Origin of the sequence: Streptomyces sp. NPDC048361, assembly GCF_040651795.1 — a bacterium.
GTDB lineage: Bacteria > Actinomycetota > Actinomycetes > Streptomycetales > Streptomycetaceae > Streptomyces.
Window position 1 is genome coordinate 27,786 of sequence record NZ_JBEZKW010000023.1, and the last position, 24,860, is coordinate 52,645.

Below are 24,860 nucleotides of genomic sequence, written 5' to 3' on the forward strand. Positions count from 1 at the left end.
CGGTCCATCCCGGACCGGCGGCCCCCGCCAACGCTGTAGCGTGCACTACTGCACAACCAGCGGATGAGCACGACGGAAGACCGTAAGGAAGACCGCGGACGCGGCCAGATACGACGGCGAGGACTGATGGCACCCGAACCCGACGGAAACGGCGCCGGGATGGCCGATGGGCAGGACCACGAGTCGTGGGTCGGCGGTCTCGTCGGCGACGGCCGGTACCGCCTCACCCACCGGCTGGGCCGCGGCGGCATGGCCGAGGTGTTCGCCGCCGAGGACGTGCGCCTCGGCCGCACCGTCGCCGTGAAGCTGCTCCGTGCCGATCTTGCCGAGGACCCGGTGTCCAAGGCGCGCTTCACGCGTGAGGCGCAGTCGGTGGCCGGCCTCAACCACCACGCGGTGGTGGCGGTGTACGACTCCGGCGAGGACTTCGTGGGCGGCCAGACCGTCCCGTACATCGTGATGGAGCTCGTCGAGGGGCGCACCATCCGCGACCTCCTGGTCGACGCGGACGCGCCGCCGCCGCAGCAGGCGCTGATCATCGTCTCGGGCGTGCTCGAAGCGCTCGCCTACTCGCACCAGCACGGCATCGTGCACCGTGACATCAAGCCGGCCAACGTGATCATCACCGACACCGGTGCGGTCAAGGTGATGGACTTCGGCATCGCGCGCGCCCTGCACGGCGCCCAGTCGACGATGACGCAGACCGGCATGGTCATGGGAACCCCCCAGTACCTCTCGCCCGAGCAGGCGCTCGGCAAGGCCGTCGACCACCGCTCCGACCTGTACGCGACCGGCTGCCTGCTGTACGAACTCCTCGCGCAGCGGCCGCCGTTCATCGGTGAGACACCGTTGTCGGTGGTCTACCAGCACGTCCAGGACATGCCGGTGCCGCCGTCGCAGGTGGCGCATGTCGCGCCGCCGGAACTCGACGGCCTCGTCATGCGTTCTCTCGCCAAGGACCCGGACGACCGTTTCCAGTCCGCCGAGGAGATGCGCGGCCTGGTCCAGTACGGGTTGCAGATGCTCCAGGCGCAGGGCGGCCACACCGGCACCTGGAACACCGGGCCGGTCGAGATGATGCACGAGAACGCCCGGACGCCGGCGATGGGCATGGCCGGGGCCACCGCGGCCATGGGCCACCCCGTGCACGGGGACACGTCGCAGTTCGGCGGCCCGATCCTGCCGCCGTCCAACCCGGACGACGGCGGCTACGACGGGTACGGTCACGGCGGTGGGAAGAAGTCCGGCCCGGGCAAGATGGTGCTCTTCGTGGTGCTCGCCATCGTCGCGATCGCCGCGGGCGTCGCCTTCGCACTGAACGCGACGCAAAACTCGGGCGGAAGCTCGGGCGGCAGCGGGGGAACGACCTCGAAGTCGCCGGAGACCTCCCCGTCGGCCTCCGTGTCGGACACCCCGTCGACGCCGGACACTCCCGGCACCAGCCAGGGCCAGACGTACGGCAGCAGCTCGAACGGCAACGGCGAGTCGCCCTCGCGGCACCGCTCGCGCTCCGCGTCGCCGTCACCGAGCAAGTCCCAGTCGTCGCACTCGCCGGGCACGGACCAGGGCACGACGTCGGGGACGAGCGAGGGTACGGGCACCGAGGGCACGACCTCGGGGAACGAGGGCACATCGAGCGGCAACACGGGGACGTCGTCCGGCAATACGGGAACGTCGTCGGGCAACACGGGGACCTCCACGGGTACCAGTGCCGGTAACACGGGCACGTCCAGTGGCAACACGGGGACGTCGGCCGGAAACGCCGGGACCATCCAGGGCGCCGCCAACACGGGTACTTCCAGCGGCCCGGGCGGCACCAAGCCGAGCCCCTGACCGCAGGGCGAACCTCACCCCGCGAAGGCCTCGCACACCGCCTCGTACTCGCGGGTCCACCACACCGCAAGGGCCGATGCCGCAGGAAACTGCGGATCGGCCCTTCGGTCGTGCAGTTGGTAGCGCCAGCGCAGGATCCAGAAGTCGTTGAGCCGCTCCCACCACACCCGGTGCACGGCGGCCGCGAGCTCCTCCGCGTCGGCCCCGGCGGCCCGCCGGTAGGCGCGCGCGTACGCCCGCACCTTGGCCAGCTCCAGCTGACCCGAGGGGCGGACGAAGAAGATCACGGCGGCGCGTACCGCCTCCTCGGCGCGTGGCTGGACGCCGAGCCGGTCCCAGTCGACGATCGCCGCGGGCTCGGCCGAGCGGCCCTCGCCGCGGTACAGCAGGTTCAGCGGATGGAAGTCGCCGTGCACCCAGGCGCCGGTCGCGGGGGCCGCCGGGCGGCGGTGGGCGTGCTCGCCGAGCAGCACCCGCCGCTCCAGAAGCCGGTGTTCGGCCAGTTCGTCGAAGCTGTCGCGGGGCCGGTGGCTGCGGGCGCGCGCCACGAGGTCGTCGATGAGCGCGAGGCTGTCCGCGGGGTCGGCGCTGTGGTGCTCGCCCTGCGGTACGTCGGGCTCCATGACCTGGGCCAGGCAGGTGTGCACGAGCCCGAGGAGCGCGCCCAGGCGGCGGGATTCCACGGCGCACAGCTGGGCGCCGTCGCGGTGGCGGCCGTGCACCCAGGGGTGCAGCGCGTAGCAGTGGCCGCCGATGACGGCGACGGTGTCGCCGTGGGCGTCCGGCACGGGCGGGGCGACGGGGACGCCGAGGGCCTGGAGACGTTCGGTGGCGCGGTGCTGGCGGGCGATGGCCTCGTGGTCGCCGTCCAGGTGGTGCTTGAGGAAGTAGTCGCCGCGGGTGGTGGCGAGGCGGTAGCCGCGGTTCAGCAGGCCCTGGGCGACCCGTTCGCAGGAGAGCGGCTCACCGGGGGACTCGTAGCGGCGCAGCAGATCGCCCACGGGTGGAGTTGCAGATGAGCGCGGCACTCGTCAGATGTTAGATCACGCAACGTGTTTGAGTCGGCGCTCTTCGGAGTAGTCCAGCGAATGGACCGTCACGAACTGGGGTTCGATACGCATGTAGACCGGGTCGAAGGGCTCGCCGTCCACCTCGCGGGGGGCGGCGCCGAACAGCTCCAGCTCGTCGGCGGTCGGCTCGAAGGGCTCCGCGGTCCCGGTGAACTGCACAGACCACACATGATCGGCGCCCGAGCCGCAGTTGTCCGCGCCGTAGGCGACCACACTGCCCAGGCAGGCGTGGTGGTAGCCGAGGCCGGCGTGCAGCCGCAGCAGCACGCGGCCGTCGACCACGACATGGCGGGCGGGCGCGACGAACGGCAGGGCACGCATGCTCGTAGCCACACGGCCGTACGGAACACGGCCGAGCAGCTCGATGGCGCGGGCTTCCTCGTCGAAGGACATGCCCCCTACTTTTGCGTTTCGCGGGAGCCGGTGGAAGAGCTGGGGGCCCCGAGGAGCCGGGCCGTAGGTCCTTAAACGGCCGGGGGCCGGTGTCCGGGCCCCCGCGGGCCCGGCGCGTCCGTGCATCGTCGGTGTTGCGTCGGTGCTGCAGCGCTTCGGCAGTGTTGTGGCAGTGCCGCGTCAGTGCTGCTTCTCCGCCTGGATCCGGGCCACGTACGCGGCGGCCTGGGAGCGGCGCTCCATGCCCAGCTTGGACAGGAGCGAGGAGACGTAATTCTTGATCGTTTTCTCCGCGAGGTGCAGGCGCTCGCCGATGACGCGGTTGGTGAGGCCCTCGCCGATCAGGTCGAGGATCTTGCGTTCCTGGTCGGTGAGGTTGGCCAGACGGTCGTCACCCTTGCTCTTGCCGCCGTCACGCAGCCGCTCCAGGACGCGGGCGGTGGCCACCGGGTCGAGCAGCGACTTGCCGGCCGCGACATCGCGCACGGCGGTCAGCAGCTCGCTTCCGCGGATCGCCTTGAGGACATATCCCGAGGCACCGGCCATGATCGCGTCGAAAAGTGCTTCGTCGTCCGCGAACGAGGTGAGCATCAGGCATTTGATGTCCTCGTTGCGCGAGCGGATCTCGCGGCAGACCTCGACTCCGCTGCCGTCCGGGAGGCGCACGTCGAGGACGGCGACGTCGGGGCGGGTGGCCGGGATCCTGACCAGGGCGTCCGCCGCCGTGCCGGCTTCGCCGACCACTTCGATGTCGTCCTCGACGGAGAGCATTTCGTGGACGCCGCGACGAACCACCTCGTGGTCGTCGAGCAGGAATACGGTGATTTTGCCTGTTTCGCGCACGGAATCAGTCTCACACATTCATCCGAAGCACGCCGAAGAGTGCCATAAGAGACCCCTTCCCCAACCTGCGCGGCCGGGATAACGTGCCGTTGTTCCGGCGGCCTGCAAGGCTGTGACCAGCGGCTGTTCCCCACTTTCTCGATTTACTTGGAAATCCAAGCAAAATCGCAGGTCAAGCGGGGTTTCGCAGTAATGCGCAGCACTGGGTAACGTGCCTTTGGCAGGGCGCTCGCCGGGGCACCTGTCACGCCTGATCCCCGGCCGAGCGCACACACCCCGTGCACTTGAGACGGACAGGCGAGCCTCCCCCAAGCTCCGGACGAGCCGGGGGGACCCCCAGGCTCACCGGCGAACCCGGGAGCCGGACAGACGGAGGAGCACGCACGTGACCGTGGAGAGCACTGCCGCGCGCAAACCGCGACGCAGCAGCAAGCGCACCGCCGCCGCCGGCGCGAAGAAGGCGGCTGCCGAGCCCGAGCTCGTACAGCTGCTGACGCCCGAGGGCGAGCGCGTCGAGCACCCTGACTACGACGTCGACCTGAGCGCCGATGAGCTGCGCGGTCTCTACCGCGACATGGTGCTGACCCGGCGCTTCGACGCCGAGGCCACCGCACTGCAGCGCCAGGGCGAGCTGGGCCTGTGGGCCTCGCTGCTCGGCCAGGAGGCCGCTCAGATCGGCTCCGGGCGTGCGCTGCGGGACGACGACTACGTCTTCCCGACCTACCGCGAGCACGGCGTCGCCTGGTGCCGTGGGGTCGACCCGACCAACCTGCTCGGCATGTTCCGTGGCGTCAACCACGGCGGCTGGGACCCGAATACCAACAATTTCCATCTGTACACGATCGTCATCGGCTCGCAGACGCTGCACGCCACCGGGTACGCGATGGGCGTGGCCAAGGACGGCGCGGACAGCGCGGTGGTCGCCTACTTCGGTGACGGCGCCTCCAGCCAGGGCGACGTCGCGGAGGCCTTCACCTTCTCCGCCGTCTACAACGCCCCCGTCGTGTTCTTCTGCCAGAACAACCAGTGGGCGATCTCCGAGCCCACCGAGAAGCAGATGCGCGTACCGCTCTACCAGCGCGCCCAGGGCTTCGGCTTCCCCGGTGTCCGCGTCGACGGCAACGACGTGCTGGCCTGCCTGGCCGTCACCAAGTCCGCCCTGGAGCGGGCCCGGCGCGGTGAAGGCCCCACCCTGGTCGAGGCGTTCACCTACCGCATGGGCGCGCACACCACCTCCGACGACCCGACGAAGTACCGGGCCGACGAGGAGCGCGAGGCGTGGGAGGCCAAGGACCCGATCCTGCGGCTGCGCGCCTACCTGGAGAACGCCGGCCACGCGGACGCCGCGTTCTTCGAGGAGCTGGAGACCGAGTCGGAGACGCTCGGCAAGCGGGTGCGTGAGGCGGTGCGCGCCATGCCCGACCCCGAGCCGATGGCGATCTTCGACCACATCTACGCCGACGGCCACGCGCTGGTCGACGAGGAGCGCGCCCAGTTCGCCGCCTACCAGGCGTCGTTCTCGGACGGGGAGGGCAACTAGTCATGGCCGTACAGAAGTTGCCGATCGCCAAAGCGATCAACGAGTCGCTGCGCAAGGCGATGGAGACCGACCCCAAGGTCCTCATCATGGGCGAGGACGTCGGCAAGCTCGGCGGTGTCTTCCGCGTCACCGACGGGCTGTTCAAGGACTTCGGCGAGGACCGGGTCATCGACACCCCGCTCGCCGAGTCCGGCATCGTCGGCACCGCGATCGGCCTGGCGCTGCGCGGCTACCGGCCCGTCGTGGAGATCCAGTTCGACGGCTTCGTCTTCCCCGCGTACGACCAGATCGTCACGCAGCTCGCCAAGATGCACGCCCGCGCGCTCGGCAAGATCAAGCTGCCGGTCGTCGTACGCATCCCCTACGGCGGTGGCATCGGCGCGGTCGAACACCACAGCGAGTCCCCCGAGACGCTGTTCGCGCACGTCGCGGGCCTCAAGGTGGTCAGCCCCTCCAACGCGTCCGACGCGTACTGGATGATGCAGCAGGCCATCCAGTGCGACGACCCGGTGATCTTCTTCGAGCCCAAGCGCCGCTACTGGGACAAGGGCGAAGTCGACACGGACGCCATCCCGGGTCCGCTGCACGCGGCCCGCACCGTGCGCGACGGTTCGGACCTCACGCTGGTGGCGTACGGACCGATGGTGAAGGTCTGCCTGGAAGCGGCGGCCGCCGCGCAGGAGGAGGGCAAGTCGATCGAGGTCGTGGACCTGCGCTCGATGTCGCCCATCGACTTCGACGCGGTCCAGGCCTCCGTCGAGCGCACCCGCCGCCTGGTCGTGGTCCATGAGGCGCCGGTCTTCTACGGCGCCGGAGCGGAGATCGCCGCCCGGATCACCGAGCGCTGCTTCTATCACCTGGAGGCCCCGGTGCTCCGGGTCGGCGGCTACCACGCCCCGTACCCGCCGGCGCGCCTGGAGGAGGAGTACCTGCCGGGCCTCGACCGGGTGCTCGACGCCGTCGACCGCTCGCTGGCGTACTGAGGGAATGGTCGTGACGACAATGACTGAGAACGCAGCCCGCTTCCGCGAGTTCAAGATGCCGGACGTCGGCGAGGGACTCACCGAGGCGGAGATCCTCAAGTGGTACGTGCAGCCCGGTGACACCGTCACCGACGGCCAGGTGGTGTGTGAGGTCGAGACCGCAAAGGCGGCCGTCGAACTCCCCATCCCCTACGACGGTGTGGTGCGCTCGCTCCACTTCGACGAGGGCGTGACCGTGGACGTGGGCACGGCCATCATCACCGTGGACGTGGCTCCCGGCACCGAGGAGCCCCCGGCCGCCGAGCCCGTGGCCCCCACCGTGACGGCCGCGGCGCCCGCAGCTTCCGCGGCTTCCGGGGCTTCCGAGGAGGAGGCGCCCAAGGGCCGCCAGCCCGTCCTCGTGGGCTACGGCGTCTCCGAGGCCTCGACCAAGCGCCGCCCGCGCAAGGGAGCCTCCGTTCCCGAGCAGGTACCGGCCGAGGCCCTGCGCGCCGTGCAGACCGAGCTGAACGGCCAGGCCCCCGCGCCGGCCCGCCCGCTCGCCAAGCCTCCGGTGCGCAAGCTCGCCAAGGACCTCGGCATCGACCTCGCCACCGTGGTGCCGACCGGCCCGGATGGCGTCGTCACCCGCGAGGACGTGCACGCGGCGGCGGCGCCCGCGGCCGAGGCGGCCCCTGTTTCACGTGAAACAACTCCCGCTCCGGCTCCGGCCGTTCAGACCGGCGACGCCCGCGAGACGCGGATCCCCGTCAAGGGTGTCCGCAAGGCGACCGCCCAGGCCATGATCGGTTCGGCGTTCACGGCGCCGCACGTCACGGAGTTCGTGACCGTCGACGTGACGCGGACGATGAAGCTGGTCGAGGAGCTCAAGGCCGACAAGGATATGGTGGGCCTGCGGGTCAACCCGCTGCTCCTGATCGCCAAGGCGCTCCTGGTCGCGATCAAGCGCAATCCGGACGTCAACGCCTCGTGGGACGAGGCGAACCAGGAGATCGTGCTCAAGCACTATGTGAACCTGGGCATCGCCGCGGCCACCCCGCGCGGTCTCATCGTCCCGAACATCAAGGACGCCCACGCTCAGACCCTGCCGCAACTGGCTCAGTCGCTGGGCGAGTTGGTGTCGACGGCTCGCGAGGGCAAGACGTCGCCGGCGGCGATGTCGGGCGGCACGGTGACCATCACCAACGTCGGCGTGTTCGGCGTGGACACCGGCACCCCGATCCTCAACCCAGGCGAGGCCGCGATCCTCGCGGTCGGTGCGATCAAGCTCCAGCCGTGGGTCCACAAGGGCAAGGTCAAGCCGCGCCAGGTCACCACGCTGGCGCTCTCCTTCGACCACCGGCTCGTCGACGGCGAGCTCGGCTCGAAGGTGCTCGCCGATGTGGCGGCCGTCCTGGAACGGCCCAAGCGCCTCATCACCTGGGCCTGACCGCCCCGACCCCGACAGGGCCGCCCGCCCGGCACACCGTTGCCGCGCCGCGGTCGGCCCGCGGCCCCCGATGTGTCTTCGGACGCGCCGGGGGCCGCGGTGCGTTCCGTCCGGGATGGGCGGGATTCGGGTGGACGGGAGCGTGGGATGGGCGGACAGTGGTGTCGGGCGGGACGGCGGACAAGCAGTGGCCTCGGTCGGGTGCGGTCCGGTACGCGTGGACGGCAAGGCTGTGCCCTCTGTCACACGCCCGTGACAGAGGATGGACGTTTCCCACACAGGTGTTCCCTAGGTTTGTTCCAGCAGCCCCGCCCAGCCTCAACGGCCCCACCCGGCAGAGGAGGCGGCATGCGACCTCCACTTCTTCCTTCTCCGGCCACTCGGCCGCCCTGTGCCATGGAGTCGTTCATGTCGACCTACGCCCGCACCTCCCTCCGCACGCCGCTCCGCGCCGCGATCGCCGTCGCCGCACTCGCGGGAGCCCTCCTCACCCCGGCCGCCGCCTACGCGGCCACGCCGGCGGCGTCCGGGGCCCCGTCCGGGGCCTCGGGCTCGGTCGCCCAGGCGCCGGTGGACCGCTACGACGGCGAGAAGGTCCTCGTCTACAAGGACGCCGAGCACGGTGTGCTGGCGGTGCTGCGCAACGGCGCCGAGGGCCCGGAGGCCTACTTCCGCGCCGTGGGCCCGAACTGGAAGCCGGGCGACGTCTGGGCCGTGAAGGTCCTCGCCATCGTCGACCGTGCCCACCCGGTCGCCACCACCCACGAGTACGTCACCGGCCTCAAGGCGCAGCTGGTCAATGCCGCGAGCGCCACCCCCAGCGTCAAGGTCACGGCCCCCGACGGCACCGTCAAGACGTACGCCCTGCCCAAGGGCGAGCCCGCCACCAAGCCCACGGGCAAGCCGACCGCCAAGCCGACCGCGCCGACCGCGGGCGCTGTCACCACCAAGGGCTGCACGGTCACGCAGAGCCGCTCGATCGGCGCCGGCACCGACGCGGTGCTGACCATGAGCCCGAGCGGCCCGAAGGCCACCTTCGCCGACGCCTCCGGCGCCCCGGCGCCCTCGCTCGGCACGCTCGACCGCAAGCACCCCAAGCTGCCCGCTTCGGCCGGCATCTACGTCGAGATCCTCAACCCGTACGGGGTCGCCCCGCAGCTCAAGTCCAAGGTCGAGGGCGGCGTGGGATCCAAGTACGCGATCCAGGACTTCCCCAAGCTGCCGAAGGGCTGCAAGCTGAACACCGGTGCGGCCGTCACCACGCCGTCGTCCGCGCCCTTGGCCGGCACCGCGGGGCAGACCTCGGTCGTGCCCAAGGGCGCCGTAGCGGCGGGCGCCGAGTTCACCGGACGGTCCTCCGACGACACGGTCGCGCTGGCCGCGGGCGGCGCGGGCCCGGCCGTCGTGGGTGCCGGCGGCTACATCGTCCTGCGCCGCCGCTCGGCCCACCGCGCCTGACGTACGCGGCCCGCAGCGTCTGACCCGCACGACGTCCTGACGCCCTGACATCACGATGTAAGGAACCACCGTCCCGCGATCCGGACGGTGGTTTCTGTTGCACCCCTGTTGTATCTATCCTGTGCGCATGCCTCCCGCGCCCGCCCCCGCAACCAAGCCTGCAACCAAACCTGCAACCAGTACGGCGACCAAGCGTCCGCCCGCCGCCGACCGCGTCTACATGCACGTCAAGCAGGCGGTGCTCGACCGCCGTTACGAGGGCGGCACGCTGCTCACCGAGGGCGAGCTGGCCGAGGCGGTCGGGGTGTCGCGGACACCGGTGCGCGAGGCGCTGCTCAAGCTCGAAGTGGAAGGGCTGATCAAGCTCTATCCGAAGAAGGGCGCCCTCGTCCTCGCCGTTTCCGCGCAGGAGACGGCGGACGTGGTCGAAACGCGGCTGCTCGTCGAGGAGTTCGCGGTGCGCAGGGCCGTGCCCGCACCCGAGCGCCTCGTCGTGCGGCTCCAGGAGCTGCTCGCGGAGCAGAAGGAACAGGCGGCCGCCGGGGACCTGGCGGCGCTCGCCGTCTCCGACCGGTGCTTCCACGCCGAGATCGTGCGTAACGCCGGGAACGAGATCCTGGCCCGGCTCTACGACCAGATGCGCGACCGTCAGCTGCGGATGGGCGTCGCCGTCATGCACGCCCAGCCCGACCGCGTCGCCAAGAACATCGCCGAGCACGAGGAGATGCTGGCCGCGATCAGGGACGGCGACGGCGAGCGCGCCGCGCAGTGTGTGCGACAGCACCTGAGCTGGGTCAAGATCCTTGTCAGGGGGGACGACCGATGAGCTCCGCCGCACTGCCGGCGCCGCAGCCGCTCGGCGGGCGCCGGGCCGCGTTCGTGTGGGGCATAGGTGTCGGCGTCTATTTCGTCGCCGTCATCTTCCGTACCTCGCTCGGTGTCGCGGGCCTGGACGCCGCGGCGCGTTTCCACGTCAACGCCTCGGCCCTGTCCACCTTCTCCATACTCCAGCTCCTGGTGTACGCGGGGATGCAGATACCCGTCGGCCTCATGGTCGACCGGCTCGGCACCAAGAAGGTCCTGGTGCTCGGGACCGTCCTGTTCACCATCGGCCAGCTCGGCTTCGCCCTCTCCCCCTCGTACGCCACCGCCCTCGCCTCCCGCGCGCTGCTCGGCTGTGGCGACGCGATGACCTTCATCAGTGTGCTGCGGCTCGGCTCGCGCTGGTTCCCCGCCAAGCACGGCCCGATGATCGGGCAGGTCGCCGCGTTGTTCGGGATGGCCGGCAACCTGGTCTCCACCCTCGTCATCGCCCGCGCCCTGCACGGCGTCGGCTGGACCCAGACCTTCGCGGGCAGCTCGCTCGCCGGCGTCGCCGTCCTGGTCCTGCTGCTGCTTTTCCTGCGCGACCACCCCGAGGGCCACGAGCCGCCGCCCGCCCACCACGCCGGAGCCGCGTACGTACGCCGTCAGATCACCGAGTCGTGGCGCGAACCCGGCACCCGGCTCGGCATGTGGGTGCACTTCACCACGCAGTTCCCCGCGATGGTGTTCCTGCTCCTGTGGGGCATGCCGTTCCTCGTGGAGGCGCAGGGCCTCGACCGGGGAACGGCCGGCGGACTGCTGACGCTTGTGGTGCTCTCCAACATGGTCGTGGGCCTGGTGTACGGGCAGCTCATAGCCCGCCACCACGCGGCCCGACTGCCCCTGGCGCTCGGCACCGTGGGGGCGACCGCACTCATGTGGGCCGCCACCATCGCGTATCCCGGGGCCCACGCGCCGATGTGGCTGTTGGTCACCCTCTGCCTGGTGCTCGGCGCGTGCGGGCCGGCCTCGATGATCGGCTTCGACTTCTCGCGCCCCGCCAACCCGCCCGAACGCCAGGGCACCGCGTCCGGCATCACCAACATGGGCGGCTTCATCGCCTCCATGACGACGCTGCTCGCGGTGGGCGTGCTGCTCGACGCGACCGGGGACAACTACCGGATCGCGTTCTCCTCGGTGTTCTTCCTGGAGGCGCTGGGCCTCGCCCAGATCCTGCGGCTGCGGGCCCGCGCCCAACGCCGCGAGCGGGACCGGCGGGTGGCGAGCCGGGTGGAAGCGGTGCACGTGCCGGTGTAGCGGGGGTGCCCCGGGGGTGCCTTACGGCGTGACCGCGAACTCCCGCAGGATGGCGTCGGCCAGCGCCTGATCGCCCTCCGCCTTCACCCGGTCGGCGACGGCATGCGCGCGGACCCGGCCGCACGCGAGCCGCAGGAACGTCTCCCAGTCCATGGCGAGGGTGACCAGCGGGCCGAGCGAGGGCGCGCCGTCGACGGTGCCGCGCCCGTCCGCGTCGACCCGCACCGTACGCAGGAACTCCAGCGGGCCGTGAATGTCGAAGACGACCGCCGAGTTGGCGGGGGCGCCCGCGTTCTTCGCCACGACCTTGGGCAGCGCGCTCAGCAGGACGTCGCGGGCCACGTACGCGCCCGGCGAGTCCAGGTTGCCGGGCTTGTTGAGGGCCCAGCGCAGATCCTGCTCATGCACCCACACGTCGAACGCCCGCATCCGCAGCGCGAGTTCCAGGGTCTGCTCGGCGCCGAGCGGGGCGCGCACCTTGGTGTCGGGGTCCCGGTTCTCGTTGCGCAGCTGACGCGCCCGGCGAATGACCGTGTACTCCAGCTCGGAGGTCATCTCCGGCGCCGTGTGGTGCCGGCGCACATCGACCTGCATCTCCATGTAGCGAGCGAACTCGGTCTGTACGTGGAAGAGGTCGCGCGGCAGGGTGTGGATCGGCCTCGGGTCGCCCAGCTGCTCGCACTCCATGCCGATGATGTGCGACACGATGTCGCGCACCGACCAGTTGGGGCAGGGTGTCGCACGGTTCCACTCGCCCTCGACGAGCGGTTGCACCAGCTCCGATATCGCCTCGATGGAGTGGGTCCAGGCATCGGCGTAGGTCTGAAGGCTGGGATGGACGGTCACGGGACCCCTCGGCGGTTCTTTTGTACGCGGGCTGGACTGCGGGCTGCGTGGGAGGCTTGGACGCTAAGTTACGCTGCCGGGCAGCACCCCGGCAGTGCTTTGGTGTGACGATCGTAGGCTGTTTCCCATAGTGCTGACGGCTCGAAGGCCAGGACGGTGGTACTGTGCGCGCTTCGCTCATCCAGATCGATGTAAACCCCGATGAATCCATCAATTCCCGCCGCCGGCGGGTGGGTTCACTGGTGCGGGGGCAACGGGGCAGCGACCTGGTCGTGCTTCCCGAACTGTGGACGGTGGGCGCGTTCGCCTACGAGCTCTTCGCGGACGAGGCGGAGACGCTGCGCGGGCCTTCGCCGAGCGCCCCGTCGGCTACCTCGTCGAGCTCCGTGGTGAGCGCCCCGTCGAGTGCCACGGTGAGTGCCACGGCGCAGGCGATGTCGGAGGCGGCCCGGGACGCCGGGGTGTGGCTGCACGCGGGGTCCATTCCGGAGCGGGGTGCGGATGGCGCGCTCTACAACACCTCCCTCGTCTTCTCGCCCGATGGCGCGCTCGCGCACACCTACCGCAAGATCCACCGCTTCGGCTTCGACAAGGGTGAGGCGGTGCTGATGGGCGCGGGTGATCGCCTGGTCACCGTGCCGTTGCCCGAGCTCACGCTGGGGCTCTCCACCTGCTACGACCTGCGCTTCCCCGAGCTGTTCCGCGGCCTGGTCGACGCCGGCGCCCAGGCGCTGGTCGTCTCCGCTGGCTGGCCCGAGCGCCGCCGCGCCCACTGGTCGCTGCTCGCGCGGGCCCGTGCGGTCGAGAACCAGGCGTACGTCTTGGCCTGTGGGACGGCGGGGACGCATGCGGGGGTCGAGCAGGCGGGGCACAGTGTGGTCGTCGACCCCTGGGGCGAGGTCGTTGCCGAGGCGGGGCGGAGTGAGGAGATCCTCACGGTGGATCTCGACCCGTCGAAGGTCACCGAAACCCGGGAGGTCTTCCCGGCCCTCAAGGACAGGGTCCTCGGCCGCTAGCAACACCGCTTTCGGGTGCGGACCGTGCTGGGACACCCGCGCGGTTCCCCGCGCCCCCGGGAGGGCGCCCGGCCCGGCGCGGGGTCAGTCGTCGTGGCCGCGCTCCCTCTCGTCCATGCGGATCACACAGATCACCACCGCGATCATCAGCGCCGCATCCGCGTCCTCCCGCACGACGTTCACCGCGTACGTCTCATGGACGCGGAACCACTTGCGCGACACATGGGCGAGCAGCTCACCCTCGTACTCGACAGTGAACTCGCGGTCCAGGATCTTGCCGGTCACGTCGAGCTCCGTGCCCTCGACGAGGTTCACGCGGTAGTGGTTGCGCAGCAGCGAGAGCCGTTTGCGGCGGACCGTCGCCAACGCCTGGTCGTCCCGCTCGATGGTCATCGTGTCCCGCAGGGCGAACATCTTCTTCCGGAGCGTGATCAACACCCGCCCCGAGGGATCCTTCAGCTCCAGCGTGTCGCGCAGCCGCAGCGCTTTCCCGTCGGCGAGGAAAGCCTGGCGGCCGTCCTCGGTCTCGATCCAGTAGTCGTCGCCAATGGCGAAGATCTTGTCCCGCACGAGGTATTTCATGGCTACACCCCTGCCCATCCGGGAGCCCCGCCGAACGGCGAACGCCGAGCGGCAAACGGTACGCGCCTGACGGCGAGCAGCGAGCGGCGAGCAGCGAGTGACGGCGGCGAGCGAACGGTGACACAGGCCGTTCACGACGGGATGGCAAGCTTGAACCATGAACGATGCTGCCCCGGCGCCCACCCCTGCCCCCGCGCCCCGCCGTGCCCGAGTCCGTGCCCCCGAGCTGATCGGCAAGGGCGGCTGGCTGAACACCGGCGGTAAAGAGCTCACCCTTGCTGACCTGCGAGGCAAGTGCGTTGTCGTAGATTTCTGGACCTTCTGCTGCATCAACTGCCTCCACGTCCTGGACGAGCTGCGCGAGCTGGAGGAGAAGCACCGGGACACCGTGGTGATCGTCGGGGTGCACTCGCCGAAGTTCGTGCACGAGGCCGAGCACCAGGCCGTGGTCGACGCCGTCGAGCGGTACGGCGTGGAGCATCCCGTACTCGACGACCCGGACCTCGCGACGTGGAAGCAGTACGCCGTCCGCGCCTGGCCCACACTCGTGGTGATCGACCCCGAGGGATACATCGTCGCCCAGCACGCCGGTGAGGGGCATGCCCACGCCATCGAGCGTCTCGTGGCGGAGCTGGAGGCCGAGCACGGCGCGAAGGGCACGCTGCGGCGCGGCGACGGGCCGTACGTACCGCCGGAGCCCGTCGCCACCGACCTCCGCTTCCCCGGCAAGGCGCTCGCGCTGCCGAGCGGGAACCTGCTGGTCTCCGACACCACCCGCCACCAGCTGGTCGAGCTCGCCCCCGACGGGGAGAGCGTCGTGCGGCGGATCGGCGGGGACGGGCAGTTCAGGGAGCCGCAGGGGCTCGCACTGCTTCCCGACGGCAGGGTCGTCGTCGCCGACACCGTGCACCACGCGCTGCGCACCTTCGACCCGGTGAGCGGCGAGATCGAGTTGCTCGCGGGCACCGGCAAGCAGTGGTGGCAGGGCCGGCCCACCTCCGGGCCCGCCCTCGACGTGGACCTCTCCTCGCCATGGGACGTCGCGTGGTGGCGCGGCAAGGTGTGGATCGCCATGGCCGGCGTGCACCAGCTGTGGACGTACGACCCGGAGACGAAGACCGTCGAGGTCGCGGCCGGCACCACCAACGAGGGCCTCGTCGACGGGCCGGGCGCCGAGGCCTGGTTCGCACAGCCCTCCGGGCTCGCCGCCACCGAGGACCGGCTCTGGGTCGCCGACTCCGAGACCTCCGCGCTGCGCTACGTCGACACCGGCGGCGCCGTGCACACCGCCGTCGGCACGGGCCTCTTCGACTTCGGACACCGCGACGGCGACGCAGCGCAGGCGCTGCTCCAGCACCCGCTCGGCGTCACCGCGCTGCCGGACGGCTCGGTCGCCGTGTCCGACACGTACAACCACGCGCTGCGCCGCTACGACCCGGCGAGCGGTCACGTCACCACACTGGCAACGGAGTTGAGGGAGCCAAGCGGCGCCGTACTCGTCGCGGACGACATCGTCGTCGTCGAGTCGGCGCGGCACCGGCTGACCCGGCTTCGGCTGCCCGATGAGGCCGTACGGGTCGAAGCGGTGGCGCACCGCACGCAGCGCGCGGCGACCGAAGTCGCCCCGGGGCGGCTCCAGTTGGATGTGGTGTTCCAGGCGCCGGCCGGGCAGAAGCTGGACACCCGTTACGGCCCGTCCACGCGGCTGCTCGTCTCCTCGACCCCGCCCGAGCTGATCCTCACCGGCGAGGGCACCGGCACCGACCTCGCGCGCGAACTCGCCCTGAACCCGGCGGTCACCGAGGGCGTCCTGCACGTCTCGGCGATGGCCGCCTCGTGCGACGACGACCCGGCCAACGAGTACCCGGCCTGCCACATGCATCAGCAGGACTGGGGCGTGCCGGTACGGATCGTCGAGGGCGGCGCGGCCCGGCTGCCGCTGGTGCTCGCGGGCATGGACGCCGCGGGGAGCTAGCGGGTGGGAGGAGCTGGTGGACTGGGCGGAACTCAGCCGAAGCCCGGGGTGAACTCCCCGATGTGGAGCGCCGGTCCGCACACGGACAGCAGGGCCGGGCGGCCCCGCGCGTCCAGGACCGGCACGCTGTTCGCGGTGCCGGAGCCGGGTACGGACACCCGCACCGCCGTGCCCGGGCAGCCCCGGTGGGCGGTGTAGTGCACCCGAGCCACACCGCCCGCCCCCGGGTGCAGGGCGAACGGCTTGGTGAACGGCTTGGTCCGCGTCGCGGTGATCAGAGGGCGCCCGGTGTCGTCGGTGACGGTCAGCGTGGGAAAGCCGCGTAGGACGCAGGTGTGCCCCGAGGTGTTGCGGGCCACCAGGACCGCGTCGCCCGGGGCGCGGACATCGGCGCCGGGGGGCCGTGAACCGCGGCCCCCGCGTGGCTCGTCGGCGATGCGGAAGACGAAGGAGAGTGCGGTGGGCGAGCAGAAGACGCGGGCGTCCTCACCGCCGTCGTCCTCACCGCCGTCGTCCGCCGGGCCCGTACGGGGGGTGGCGGACCCCGGGGGCCGGGCGGACCCGCTCGCCGACGGCGCGGGGGCGGAAGGCGAGGCGCCCGGGGTGATCACGGCGGTTGTCAGGCTCGGCGTCGGGCTCCGACCCGCGGAGCCGGGGTCGGTGGTGGAGGCGGGGTGCCCGTGCGGGGAGCCGGAGTGCGCCGGGGCAGACGCACCGTGCGACACCGTTGCCGTGCCGATGCCGGCATTACCGACGGGGGAAGCAGCTGTGGTGGGGCCGGTGCAGGCCGTCAGGGAAGCGCACAGCAGGGCCCCCAGGACGGCGACTGCGGCCACGCCCGTGCCGCTGTTGCTCGCGCCGCCGTTGACCGTGCCGCTGTTGCTCGCGACCCTGTTGCCCGCGTCGTCGTTGCCCGCGCCGTTGGCTGTACGTATGCCTCCGCCCGCGCCCTTGCCTCCGTGCCCCCGCATGGTCTCTCCCGGTCCTGATGCGCATCCCCGCGCGTGGTGCGTCGCCGCTCGTGTCCATGCGCCGCACCAGCCTCACCGGCGGGCCTATCGTTCGGCTAACGCCCCGGTTCTGCGTATGGTCAGACAATAGAGCGCGTCCGGGGGGGGCCTGACGCCTCGCCGGGCCCGGGCCCGCTCACCTGCGCCGCTCCCACGCCCCTGAACTACTCGGTGCTGGTCCGCATGGGCAACCTCAGCCGGTCGTGGGGGTCCCTGGCCCTTAAGGGCTTGGGGGAGTTTGAGGACGAGCACCGTTCAGGTGCGAACGGCGTCTGGGGCGCGGAGCCCCAGGGAGCCGCCACCCTCAAGGAGCCGCCACCCTCAGGAGCCGCCACCCTCAAGCAGCCGCCGCCCTCAAGTAGCCGCACGGGTGGGAGGTTGAGCAGGCATCGCCGGGTCGGGGGCGGAGCCCCGGGGGAGTTGGGCCAAGCTGGCCCGAGCAGCCGCCGCACCCTCCTCGTACCCGTGCTCGTCCGCCTCCCGCGCCGCATCGACGAGCTGCCGCCGTGCCTCCTCGGGCCGCCCGAGCCCCGCCAACGCCTCGCCGTAGCTCGTGCGCAGCAGCACCCGGCGGGGGATCGCCTCGGGTGAGGGGCCGAGTTCGAGGCCGAGCCGGGAGTGGGAGAGGGCGAGCCCATGGTCGCCGGCGCTCAGGAAGTGCCGGGCCAGATGCTGGTGGGCGAGCATCTCGGTGGACCGGTCGCGGGCGCGGCCTGCCAGGGTGAGGGCCTGGTCGAGCAGATCCCCGGCCCGGCCGACCTCGCCGTACTGGGTGAGGATGAGCGCGAGGTTGATACGGGCGACGGCCTCGCTGGTGACGGAGCCGGCCCGGCGGGCCAGGTCCGGGGCCTTCTCCAACTGGGCGAGGGCCTCGTCGAAGCGGCCCTCCTCGTGCAGCACCCAGCCGAGCAGCGCGCGGGTGCGGGATTGCGCATCCAACTCCTGCTCCAACTCGGCTGATTCCAGGGCCTGTTCGAGCAGCGGGACCCAGCCGTCGCGGACTCGCCACAGGATGAGCGGCCACTGAAGCAGCACGAGCCGCCAGGCGCGGTCGTGCATCCCGGCGCCGACGGCGGCGGCGACCGCGCCGCGCAGGGTGGCCCGTTCGGCCTCGTACCAGGCGAGCGCGGCCTGCCGGTCCTCGAACTCGCGCACCGCCGCGGGCCGCCGGGCGCCGGGCGGCGGCGCGAAGCAGGGCTGGCTGCCGGGTTCGGCGGTGGCGGTCGCCACGAGCCCGGTGTGGAGGTAGTGGTCGAGGAGTCGGGTGAGCCCGTCGGGGTCGGCCTCGGGGGCGAGCGCGCGGGCGTAGAGGCGTACGAGGTCGTGAAGGGTGTACGCGTCGGCGCGCCCGGGGTGTACAGAGCCGAGCGGGAGGTTCGGGTGGGCGTCGGCGCGTCCGGGATGAGGGGATCCGAGGTGGGCGTACGCCCCGGGGTCTGCGGGGCCGGGCAGGCTGCCGGGATGTACAGAGGCCGGTGCGCTGCCCGGCCGGCCCGGGCCGTGGGGGCCCGATTCGACCACCAGGTGGGCCGCGGCGAGCCGTTCGAGGGCCGCGGCGGCCTGGTCGGGGGTGCAGCCGGCGAGCGCGGCGGCGCTGTACCGGTCGAGTTCTGAGCCGGTGTGCAGGCCGAGCGCGCGGAACATCCGCCGGGCCTGCTCGGGCAGTTGCTGGACGGTCAGACGCAGGGCAGCCGCCACCCCCGTGTCTTCGACGCGGAGGAGACTCAACCGGCGTTGTTCGTCGGCGAGTTCGTCGGCGAGCGCGGCCAGCGTCCACTGGGGGCGGGCGGCGAGACGCGCCGCGGTGACGCGCAGCGCGAGCGGAAGCCCGTCGCAGAGCTCGGCGAGGCGGGCGGCCGCCCCGGGCTCGGCGGCCACCCGGTCCTCGCCGAGCACGGCGGCAAGCAGCGCGGTGCAGTCGGCGGCGGGCAGTTCGTCGAGGCGGACGGGGCGCGCCGCGTCGGAGGCGACGAGACCGCCGAGCCGGTCGCGGCTGGTGACGAGGGTGACGCTGTGGTCGCCGCCGGGGAGCAGCGGGCGCACCTGCTCGGAGTCGCGGGCGTTGTCGAGCACGACCAGGATGCGCCGGTCGGCGGTGAGCGAGCGGTAGAGCGCCCCCATGCCGGCCTCGGTCTCGGGCACGCGCTGCACGGGAACGCCGAGCGCGAGCAGGAACTCCCTGAGCACGACGGTGACTTGGCGGGCCGGGGTGTCGCTGTAGCCGCACAGGTCGGCGAAGAGGCGGCCGTCGGGGAAGTCGCTCTGCCGCTCGTGCGCCCACTGCACGGCGAGCGCGGTCTTGCCGACGCCCGCGCCTCCCGTGACCAGCGCGATCGCCCCGTACTGTCCGGCTGTGGCACGGCCGAGTGCGGCAAGCTCCGCCTGACGCCCGCTGAACCCGCGCGGCCTGCGCGGCAGCAACTCCGGTACGGCAAAGGCTGGTTCGGGTTCGGGTCCGGGGTCGGATTCGGCGGCGGCGGCGCTCGGGTCGGCCGTGGTGGCGGGCACACCGGCCCGCAGGACGACGGCGTACGCTTCACTGAGCGCGGGGCCGGGATCGACGCCGAGTTCGTCGGCGAGCAGACGGCGGGTGCGGTGGAACCATTCGAGCGCGTCGGACTGCCGGCCGGAGCGGCTGAGGGCCAGCATCAGTGCGGCCGACAGGGGCTCGCGCAGGGGGTGGGCGACAGCTTCGGTCCGCAGCACGGCGGCGGCCCGGCCGTACTCGCCGAGCTGCCCGTACGCCTCGGCGAGAGCCTCGACCGCGGCGAGCCTGAGCTCTTCGAGGGTGTGGACGGCGCCCTGGAGGGGCGGGCTCGGGACGGTGCCGGTGAGGGCGGGGCCCTGCCACAGGGCGAGCGCCTCGCGCAGCATGAGTACCGCGTCACCGGGGGCGCGGCCGCCGCGGGCGAGTGCGACGAGTTCTTCGAAGCGGTGCGCGTCGATGAGGGTTTCGGGCAGCCGCAGTACGTAGGCGGAGCCCTGGGTGACCAGTTCGATGCCGTAGGCGTCGGCGTCGTGCTCGGCCAACAGCGCCCGCAGCCGCGAGACATGGCCTTGGAGTACGGTCCGCGAGTGCTGGGGCGGCTCTTCGTCCCACAGGGCTTCGGTGAGCCGCTCGACGGATATCGCGGTGTTGGGCCGGAGCAGCAGCATGGCGAGCAGGCTGCGCCGCTTTGCCGGGCCCAGCGCGAGGAACGCGCCGTCCTCCGTCGCCACGGTCACCGTCCCCAGGACGCGGAACTCCACGGTGGCGGTACCCCCTAGCTCCCCGTTCCCGGACTTCCCGGACCTGGTCAGGGCCCGGACAGTCGAGGATACGCGGGGTGCGGGGCCGGAACTCGCGCCTCGGGCCTCAGGTGGCGGGGGTCACGTGAGGCGGTCGACACAGGTGTCGGCACAGGTTCCGTGCGGCCGGCTGCCCGTACGGCGCCCCGGGGTCACAGGAGACCGTCGTGGTGGCGGTCCTCCTCCACGATGGTGGCGCCGGGCACCACGCGTCGCCTGCGCAGCACGCTGGTGAAGACGGCGACGCCGATGATGCCGACCAGCATCAGGATCAGGCCCACGACGTGGACGTTGACACCGCTCGCGTGCCAGTCCGTCGCGAAGGTGAGGATCGCCCCCACCGCTATGAGGATGATGCAGCCGCCCAAGCCCATGGATCTCGCCTCCGTGAAAGGTGGTGGACCGTCCGGGTACCCGGGCCCCGGACGGTCAATCCCTTTGGGCGGCACGGTGGTTCACGTGCGCGGCCGGCGGGTCATTCGGCGAGGAACGCGGTGAGGGCGTTGGCGAGCAGGTACGGGTCGTCGGCGCCGCACAGTTCGCGCGCGCTGTGCATCGAGAGGATCGCCACGCCGATGTCGACGGTCTGGATGCCGTGCCGGGCTGCGGTGATGGGGCCGATGGTGGTGCCGCAGGGCATCGCGTTGTTGGAGACGAACGTCTGCCACGGCACTCCGGCGCGCTCGCAGGCCGCCGCGAACACGGCGCGGCCGGCGCCGTCGGTGGCGTACCGGGCGTTGACGTTGACCTTGAGGATGGGGCCGCCGTTGGCGCGCGGGTGGTGCGTGGGGTCGTGGCGCTCGGCGTAGTTGGGGTGTACGGCGTGCCCGGTGTCGGAGGAGAGGCAGATGGTGCCGGCGAAGGCGCGGGCGCGGTCCTCGTACGTGCCGCCGCGCGCGAACACCGAACGCTCCATGACGTTGCCGAGGAGCGGGCCGTCGGCGCCGGTGTCGGCCTGGGAGCCGTCCTCCTCGTGGTCGAAGGCGGCGAGAACGGGGATGAAGGCAAGGTCGTCGGCGCCGGACACGGCGGCCAGCGCGGCGGTGCCGGCGTGCACGGAGAGCAGGTTGTCCATGCGGGGGCCGGCCACGAGCTCGCGGTCGCGGCCCAGGTAGGCGGGGGCCTCGACGGAGTGCAGCATGAGGTCCCAGCCGGCCACGTCGCCCTCGGCGAGCCCGGCTTCCTGCTCCACGAAGCGGATCAGGTCGCCTTCGGCCACGTCGTCGCCCAGGCCCCAGATCGGCTGGAGGTGGCGCTGCCGGTCGAGCTTGAGCCCGTCGGTGTTGACCGAGCGGTCCAGGTGCACGGCGAGCTGCGGTACGCGCAGGAGCGGGCGGTCCACGTTGATGAGGCGGTGGCTGCCGTCCTTGAGCGTGAGGCGGCCCGCGATGCCGAGGTCGCGGTCGAGCCAGGTGTTGAGCAGCGTCCCGCCGTAGATCTCGACGGCGACCTGCCGCCAACCGAACGCCCCCGTGTCCGGCTGCGGCTTCACCCGCAGGTTCGGGGAGTCGGTGTGGGCGCCGACGATCCGGTACGGGGTGTGGGGCGCGGCGCCCTCGGGCACGTACCAGGCCACGATGGCGCCGCCGCGCAGCACGTACTTTCCGCCGTACGTGCCGTCCCACGCGTCCGTCTCCTGGACCTGCCGGAACCCGGCCTTCTCCAGGCGAGCGGCCGCGTTGGCCACGGCGTGGTACTGCGACGGGCTCGCCGCGAGGAAGGTCAACAGGTCGTCGGTGTGGCCGCGGTCGAAGCGGGGGGGTGTGCTCATGCCCGCCACCCTAACGGCGCCCCGCCCCCGCCTTCGGGCGCCGAGCGTCTTGCCCCGTTTGGCCCGGGGGCTCTGCCCTTCCGCCTCTGCGAAAGGGGCCGGGCGTGCCCGATTCCGGGCCGGGGTGGAGGCGCGTCGCCGCCCCCGTCGGTCAGGACGCCGCCGTGGTCTCGGCCAGCTTCTGGAACTCGCCGAGATCGTAGTTGGCGAGCACCGAGTCGAGGTTGGTGAGCGCCCCGAGGTGCTCGATGAACCCCTTCGGGTCGTACTCGATCTGGAGGGTCACCCGGCTCGTCGTGTCGCTCAGCCGGTGGAAGGTGACCACTCCGGCGTGCTCGGCCCCCTCCACGGTGCGCCAGGCGATCCGGTCCTCGGGGATCACCTCGGTGAGCTCCGCCACGAAGTTCTTGTCCGCGCCGGGGAGCTCCAGCTGCCAGGCGAAGCGCTGCCCGCCCAGTGGGTCGACCCGGCGCACATGGCTCAGGAACGCGGGCCATCGGGTCACATCGCTCCAGAGCGCCCAGGAGACCGACAGGGGAGCGTTGACGTCGACGGTTTCCACCAGGGATGACGACACGTGCTTCACCTTTCACTCGCGGAGCTTCGGGTGTGCCGTGTACCCCCTGGGGCCGCGGCCATGGCCTGCGCGGGGCGTGGGCACCGGGGCCACACCCGGCCACGGCCGCGGGGCCCCGCGCGCCGTACGGGCACAGCCGAAGGGGCCCGGGGTCCGACCACCCCGAGCCCCTTGCGCAGCGGGAGGACTAGAACGCCGCCTCGTCCAGCTCCATCAGCGAGTTGTCGACCGTCTCGGCCAGCGACCGGGCCATCCCGACCCCCGGCAGCACGTTCGCCGCGAAGAACTTCGCCGCGGCGATCTTGCCGGTGTAGAACGCGACATCCTTCGCCGAGGCGGACGCCAGCTTCTCCGCGGCGACCGCCGCACCCTTGAGCAGCAGGTAACCGACGACCACGTCACCCGAGGCCATCAGGAGACGGGTCGTGTTGAGGCCCACCTTGTAGATGTTCTTGACGTCCTCACCCGTCGCCGTGAGGTCCGTGATCATCGTGCCGACGATCGCCTCCAGGTCGACGGCCGCCTTGGCGAGCGAGTCCAGCGAGCCGCCCAGCGCCTCGTTGCCGTTCTGCTCCGCGAGGAACTTCTTGATCTCCTCGGAGAGGGCGTTCAGGGAGGCGCCCTGGTCACGGACGATCTTCCGGAAGAAGAAGTCCTGGCCCTGGATCGCCGTCGTGCCCTCGTACAGCGTGTCGATCTTGGCGTCACGGATGTACTGCTCGATCGGGTACTCCTGGAGGTACCCGGAGCCGCCGAAGGTCTGGAGCGACTCGTGCGAGAGCTTCTCGTACGACTTCTCCGAGCCGTAGCCCTTCACGATGGGCAGCAGCAGGTCGTTGAGGCCGACGAGCGCCTTCGCGTCCTCGCCCGCCGCCTCCTTCACCTGGATCGCGTCCTGGATGGAGGCGGTGTAGAGGACGAGCGAGCGCATGCCCTCGGCGTACGCCTTCTGCGTCATCAACGAGCGCCGCACGTCCGGGTGGTGAGTGATCGTCACCTTCGGTGCGGTCTTGTCCATGAACTGCGAGAGGTCGCTGCCCTGGACGCGCTCCTTGGCGTACTCAAGGGCGTTGAGGTAACCCGTCGACAGCGTGGCGATCGCCTTCGTGCCGACCATCATGCGGGCGAACTCGATGATCATGAACATCTGGCGGATGCCGTCGTGCTTGTCACCGATCAGCCAGCCCTTGGCGGGGTGCTGGTCGCCGAAGGTCATCTCGCACGTGTTGGACGCCTTCAGGCCCATCTTGTGCTCGACGTTCGTGGCGTACACGCCGTTGCGCTCGCCCAGCTCGCCGGTCTCCCAGTCGAAGTGGAACTTCGGCACGAGGAAGAGGGAGAGGCCCTTCGTGCCCGGGCCGTGACCCTCGGGGCGGGCGAGGACGTAGTGGAGGATGTTCTCCTCCATGTCGTGCTCACCGGAGGTGATGAAGCGCTTCACGCCCTCGATGTGCCAGGAGCCGTCGTCCTGCTGGACGGCCTTGGTGCGGCCCGCGCCCACGTCCGAACCCGCGTCGGGCTCGGTCAGGACCATCGTGGAGCCCCAGCGCTTCTCGACCGCGATCTCGGCGATCTTCTTCTGCTGCTCGTTGCCCTCCTCGAAGAGGATGCCGGCGAAGGCGGGGCCGGAGGAGTACATCCAGACCGCCGGGTTCGCGCCGAGCAGCAGCTCCGCGTACGCCCAGATCAGGGAGCGGGGCGAAACGGTGCCGCCGATCTCCTCGGGCAGGCCGAGCCGCCAGTACTCGGAGTCCATGAACGCCTTGTAGGAGCTCTTGAAGGACTCCGGGACCGGAGCGGTGTTGGTGGCCGGGTCGAAGACCGGCGGATTGCGGTCGGCGTCCGCGAAGGAGTCGGCCAGCTCGTTCTCGGCGAGACGGGCGATCTCCTCCAGGATCGACTTGGCGGTGTCGACGTCCATCTCCCCGAACGGGCCGGTGCCGTACAGCTTGTCGCGTCCGAGCACCTCGAAGAGGTTGAACTCGATGTCGCGGAGATTCGACTTGTAGTGCCCCATGGCGACGGCTCCGTAAGCAGGGTGTCGGTTACATCTACCAGCAAGTAGGTCAGTACTACGATGATGCTACCCACCGGTAATAACGCGCAACCTCTGGCCGAGAACTGT

The 24,860-nt window shown here is 71.3% G+C and carries 20 protein-coding genes; 9 read left to right on the forward strand and 11 right to left on the reverse strand.

Annotated elements, in window-relative coordinates; genetic code table 11:
- Positions 1-126: 126 nt before the first annotated feature.
- Positions 127-1,833, forward strand: coding sequence for a protein kinase (locus AB0D31_RS15760; protein ID WP_362722478.1), 1,707 nt, complete (start codon positions 127-129; stop codon positions 1,831-1,833).
- 14 nt (positions 1,834-1,847) lie between these two features.
- On the opposite strand, the gene AB0D31_RS15765 is transcribed toward AB0D31_RS15760, so the two are convergent.
- From AB0D31_RS15765 to AB0D31_RS15775, 3 genes are all read right to left on the reverse strand, one after another.
- Positions 1,848-2,861, reverse strand: coding sequence for a phosphotransferase (locus tag AB0D31_RS15765; RefSeq protein ID WP_362722480.1), 1,014 nt, complete (start codon positions 2,859-2,861; stop codon positions 1,848-1,850).
- A gap of 15 nt (positions 2,862-2,876) precedes the next feature.
- Positions 2,877-3,296 carry a pyridoxamine 5'-phosphate oxidase family protein gene (locus AB0D31_RS15770; protein ID WP_362722483.1) on the reverse strand — a complete coding sequence of 140 codons (420 nt, stop codon included), beginning with the start codon at positions 3,294-3,296 and terminating at the stop codon, positions 2,877-2,879.
- Between the two features lie 180 nt (positions 3,297-3,476).
- The gene (locus AB0D31_RS15775) at positions 3,477-4,139 is read right to left on the reverse strand and encodes a response regulator transcription factor (RefSeq protein WP_323177966.1); all 663 of its coding nucleotides are present in this window, start codon (positions 4,137-4,139) and stop codon (positions 3,477-3,479) included.
- A 385-nt stretch (positions 4,140-4,524) separates the two neighbouring features.
- Here AB0D31_RS15775 and pdhA point away from each other — a divergent pair, with 385 nt between their 5' ends.
- The 6 genes from pdhA (at position 4,525) to AB0D31_RS15805 (ending at position 11,670) form a co-directional block, all read left to right on the forward strand.
- On the forward strand, positions 4,525-5,679 hold the full coding sequence (gene pdhA / locus AB0D31_RS15780) for a pyruvate dehydrogenase (acetyl-transferring) E1 component subunit alpha (RefSeq protein ID WP_362722486.1): 1,155 nt from the start codon (positions 4,525-4,527) through the stop codon (positions 5,677-5,679).
- 2 nt (positions 5,680-5,681) lie between these two features.
- A complete protein-coding gene (locus tag AB0D31_RS15785) occupies positions 5,682-6,662 on the forward strand; it encodes an alpha-ketoacid dehydrogenase subunit beta (RefSeq protein ID WP_362722489.1) in 981 nt (326 codons plus the stop codon).
- 10 nt (positions 6,663-6,672) lie between these two features.
- Positions 6,673-8,091 (forward strand): dihydrolipoamide acetyltransferase family protein, encoded by a 1,419-nt coding sequence (locus tag AB0D31_RS15790; RefSeq protein WP_362722492.1) that lies wholly within the window; start codon positions 6,673-6,675, stop codon positions 8,089-8,091.
- 408 nt (positions 8,092-8,499) lie between these two features.
- Positions 8,500-9,549, forward strand: coding sequence for a hypothetical protein (locus AB0D31_RS15795; protein WP_362722495.1), 1,050 nt, complete (start codon positions 8,500-8,502; stop codon positions 9,547-9,549).
- 127 nt (positions 9,550-9,676) lie between these two features.
- Positions 9,677-10,375, forward strand: coding sequence for a GntR family transcriptional regulator (locus tag AB0D31_RS15800; protein WP_362722498.1), 699 nt, complete (start codon positions 9,677-9,679; stop codon positions 10,373-10,375).
- Positions 10,372-11,670, forward strand: coding sequence for an MFS transporter (locus AB0D31_RS15805; RefSeq protein WP_362722501.1), 1,299 nt, complete (start codon positions 10,372-10,374; stop codon positions 11,668-11,670). Before AB0D31_RS15800 ends, AB0D31_RS15805 begins: the two co-directional genes overlap by 4 nt.
- A gap of 21 nt (positions 11,671-11,691) precedes the next feature.
- Here the strand turns inward: AB0D31_RS15805 and AB0D31_RS15810 are convergent, their stop codons facing one another.
- Positions 11,692-12,516 carry a maleylpyruvate isomerase family mycothiol-dependent enzyme gene (locus tag AB0D31_RS15810; RefSeq protein ID WP_362722504.1) on the reverse strand — a complete coding sequence of 275 codons (825 nt, stop codon included), beginning with the start codon at positions 12,514-12,516 and terminating at the stop codon, positions 11,692-11,694.
- Positions 12,517-12,680: 164 nt separating this feature from the next.
- Between AB0D31_RS15810 and AB0D31_RS15815 the strand changes: the two genes are divergently transcribed.
- Entirely contained in the window at positions 12,681-13,532 is an 852-nt protein-coding gene (locus tag AB0D31_RS15815; RefSeq protein ID WP_362722506.1) for a carbon-nitrogen family hydrolase, read from the forward strand.
- A gap of 84 nt (positions 13,533-13,616) precedes the next feature.
- On the opposite strand, the gene AB0D31_RS15820 is transcribed toward AB0D31_RS15815, so the two are convergent.
- Positions 13,617-14,114, reverse strand: a complete 498-nt coding sequence (locus AB0D31_RS15820; protein ID WP_362722509.1) for an LURP-one-related family protein — start codon at positions 14,112-14,114, stop codon at positions 13,617-13,619.
- A gap of 157 nt (positions 14,115-14,271) precedes the next feature.
- Here AB0D31_RS15820 and AB0D31_RS15825 point away from each other — a divergent pair, with 157 nt between their 5' ends.
- The gene (locus AB0D31_RS15825) at positions 14,272-16,089 is read left to right on the forward strand and encodes an NHL domain-containing thioredoxin family protein (protein WP_362722512.1); all 1,818 of its coding nucleotides are present in this window, start codon (positions 14,272-14,274) and stop codon (positions 16,087-16,089) included.
- 32 nt (positions 16,090-16,121) lie between these two features.
- Here the strand turns inward: AB0D31_RS15825 and AB0D31_RS15830 are convergent, their stop codons facing one another.
- The 6 genes from AB0D31_RS15830 to AB0D31_RS15855 all read right to left on the reverse strand — a co-directional run bounded on the left by AB0D31_RS15830 (position 16,122) and on the right by AB0D31_RS15855 (position 24,752).
- Positions 16,122-17,060 (reverse strand): DUF4232 domain-containing protein, encoded by a 939-nt coding sequence (locus AB0D31_RS15830; protein WP_362722515.1) that lies wholly within the window; start codon positions 17,058-17,060, stop codon positions 16,122-16,124.
- 393 nt (positions 17,061-17,453) lie between these two features.
- A complete protein-coding gene (locus AB0D31_RS15835) occupies positions 17,454-20,348 on the reverse strand; it encodes a BTAD domain-containing putative transcriptional regulator (protein WP_362722518.1) in 2,895 nt (964 codons plus the stop codon).
- 191 nt (positions 20,349-20,539) lie between these two features.
- On the reverse strand, positions 20,540-20,761 hold the full coding sequence (locus tag AB0D31_RS15840) for a DUF6458 family protein (protein ID WP_362722521.1): 222 nt from the start codon (positions 20,759-20,761) through the stop codon (positions 20,540-20,542).
- Between the two features lie 101 nt (positions 20,762-20,862).
- On the reverse strand, positions 20,863-22,158 hold the full coding sequence (locus AB0D31_RS15845; RefSeq protein WP_362722524.1) for a M18 family aminopeptidase: 1,296 nt from the start codon (positions 22,156-22,158) through the stop codon (positions 20,863-20,865).
- 151 nt (positions 22,159-22,309) lie between these two features.
- Positions 22,310-22,735, reverse strand: coding sequence for an SRPBCC family protein (locus AB0D31_RS15850; protein WP_362722527.1), 426 nt, complete (start codon positions 22,733-22,735; stop codon positions 22,310-22,312).
- A gap of 187 nt (positions 22,736-22,922) precedes the next feature.
- Positions 22,923-24,752, reverse strand: a complete 1,830-nt coding sequence (locus AB0D31_RS15855; protein WP_362722530.1) for an acyl-CoA dehydrogenase — start codon at positions 24,750-24,752, stop codon at positions 22,923-22,925.
- Positions 24,753-24,860: the final 108 nt, after the last annotated feature.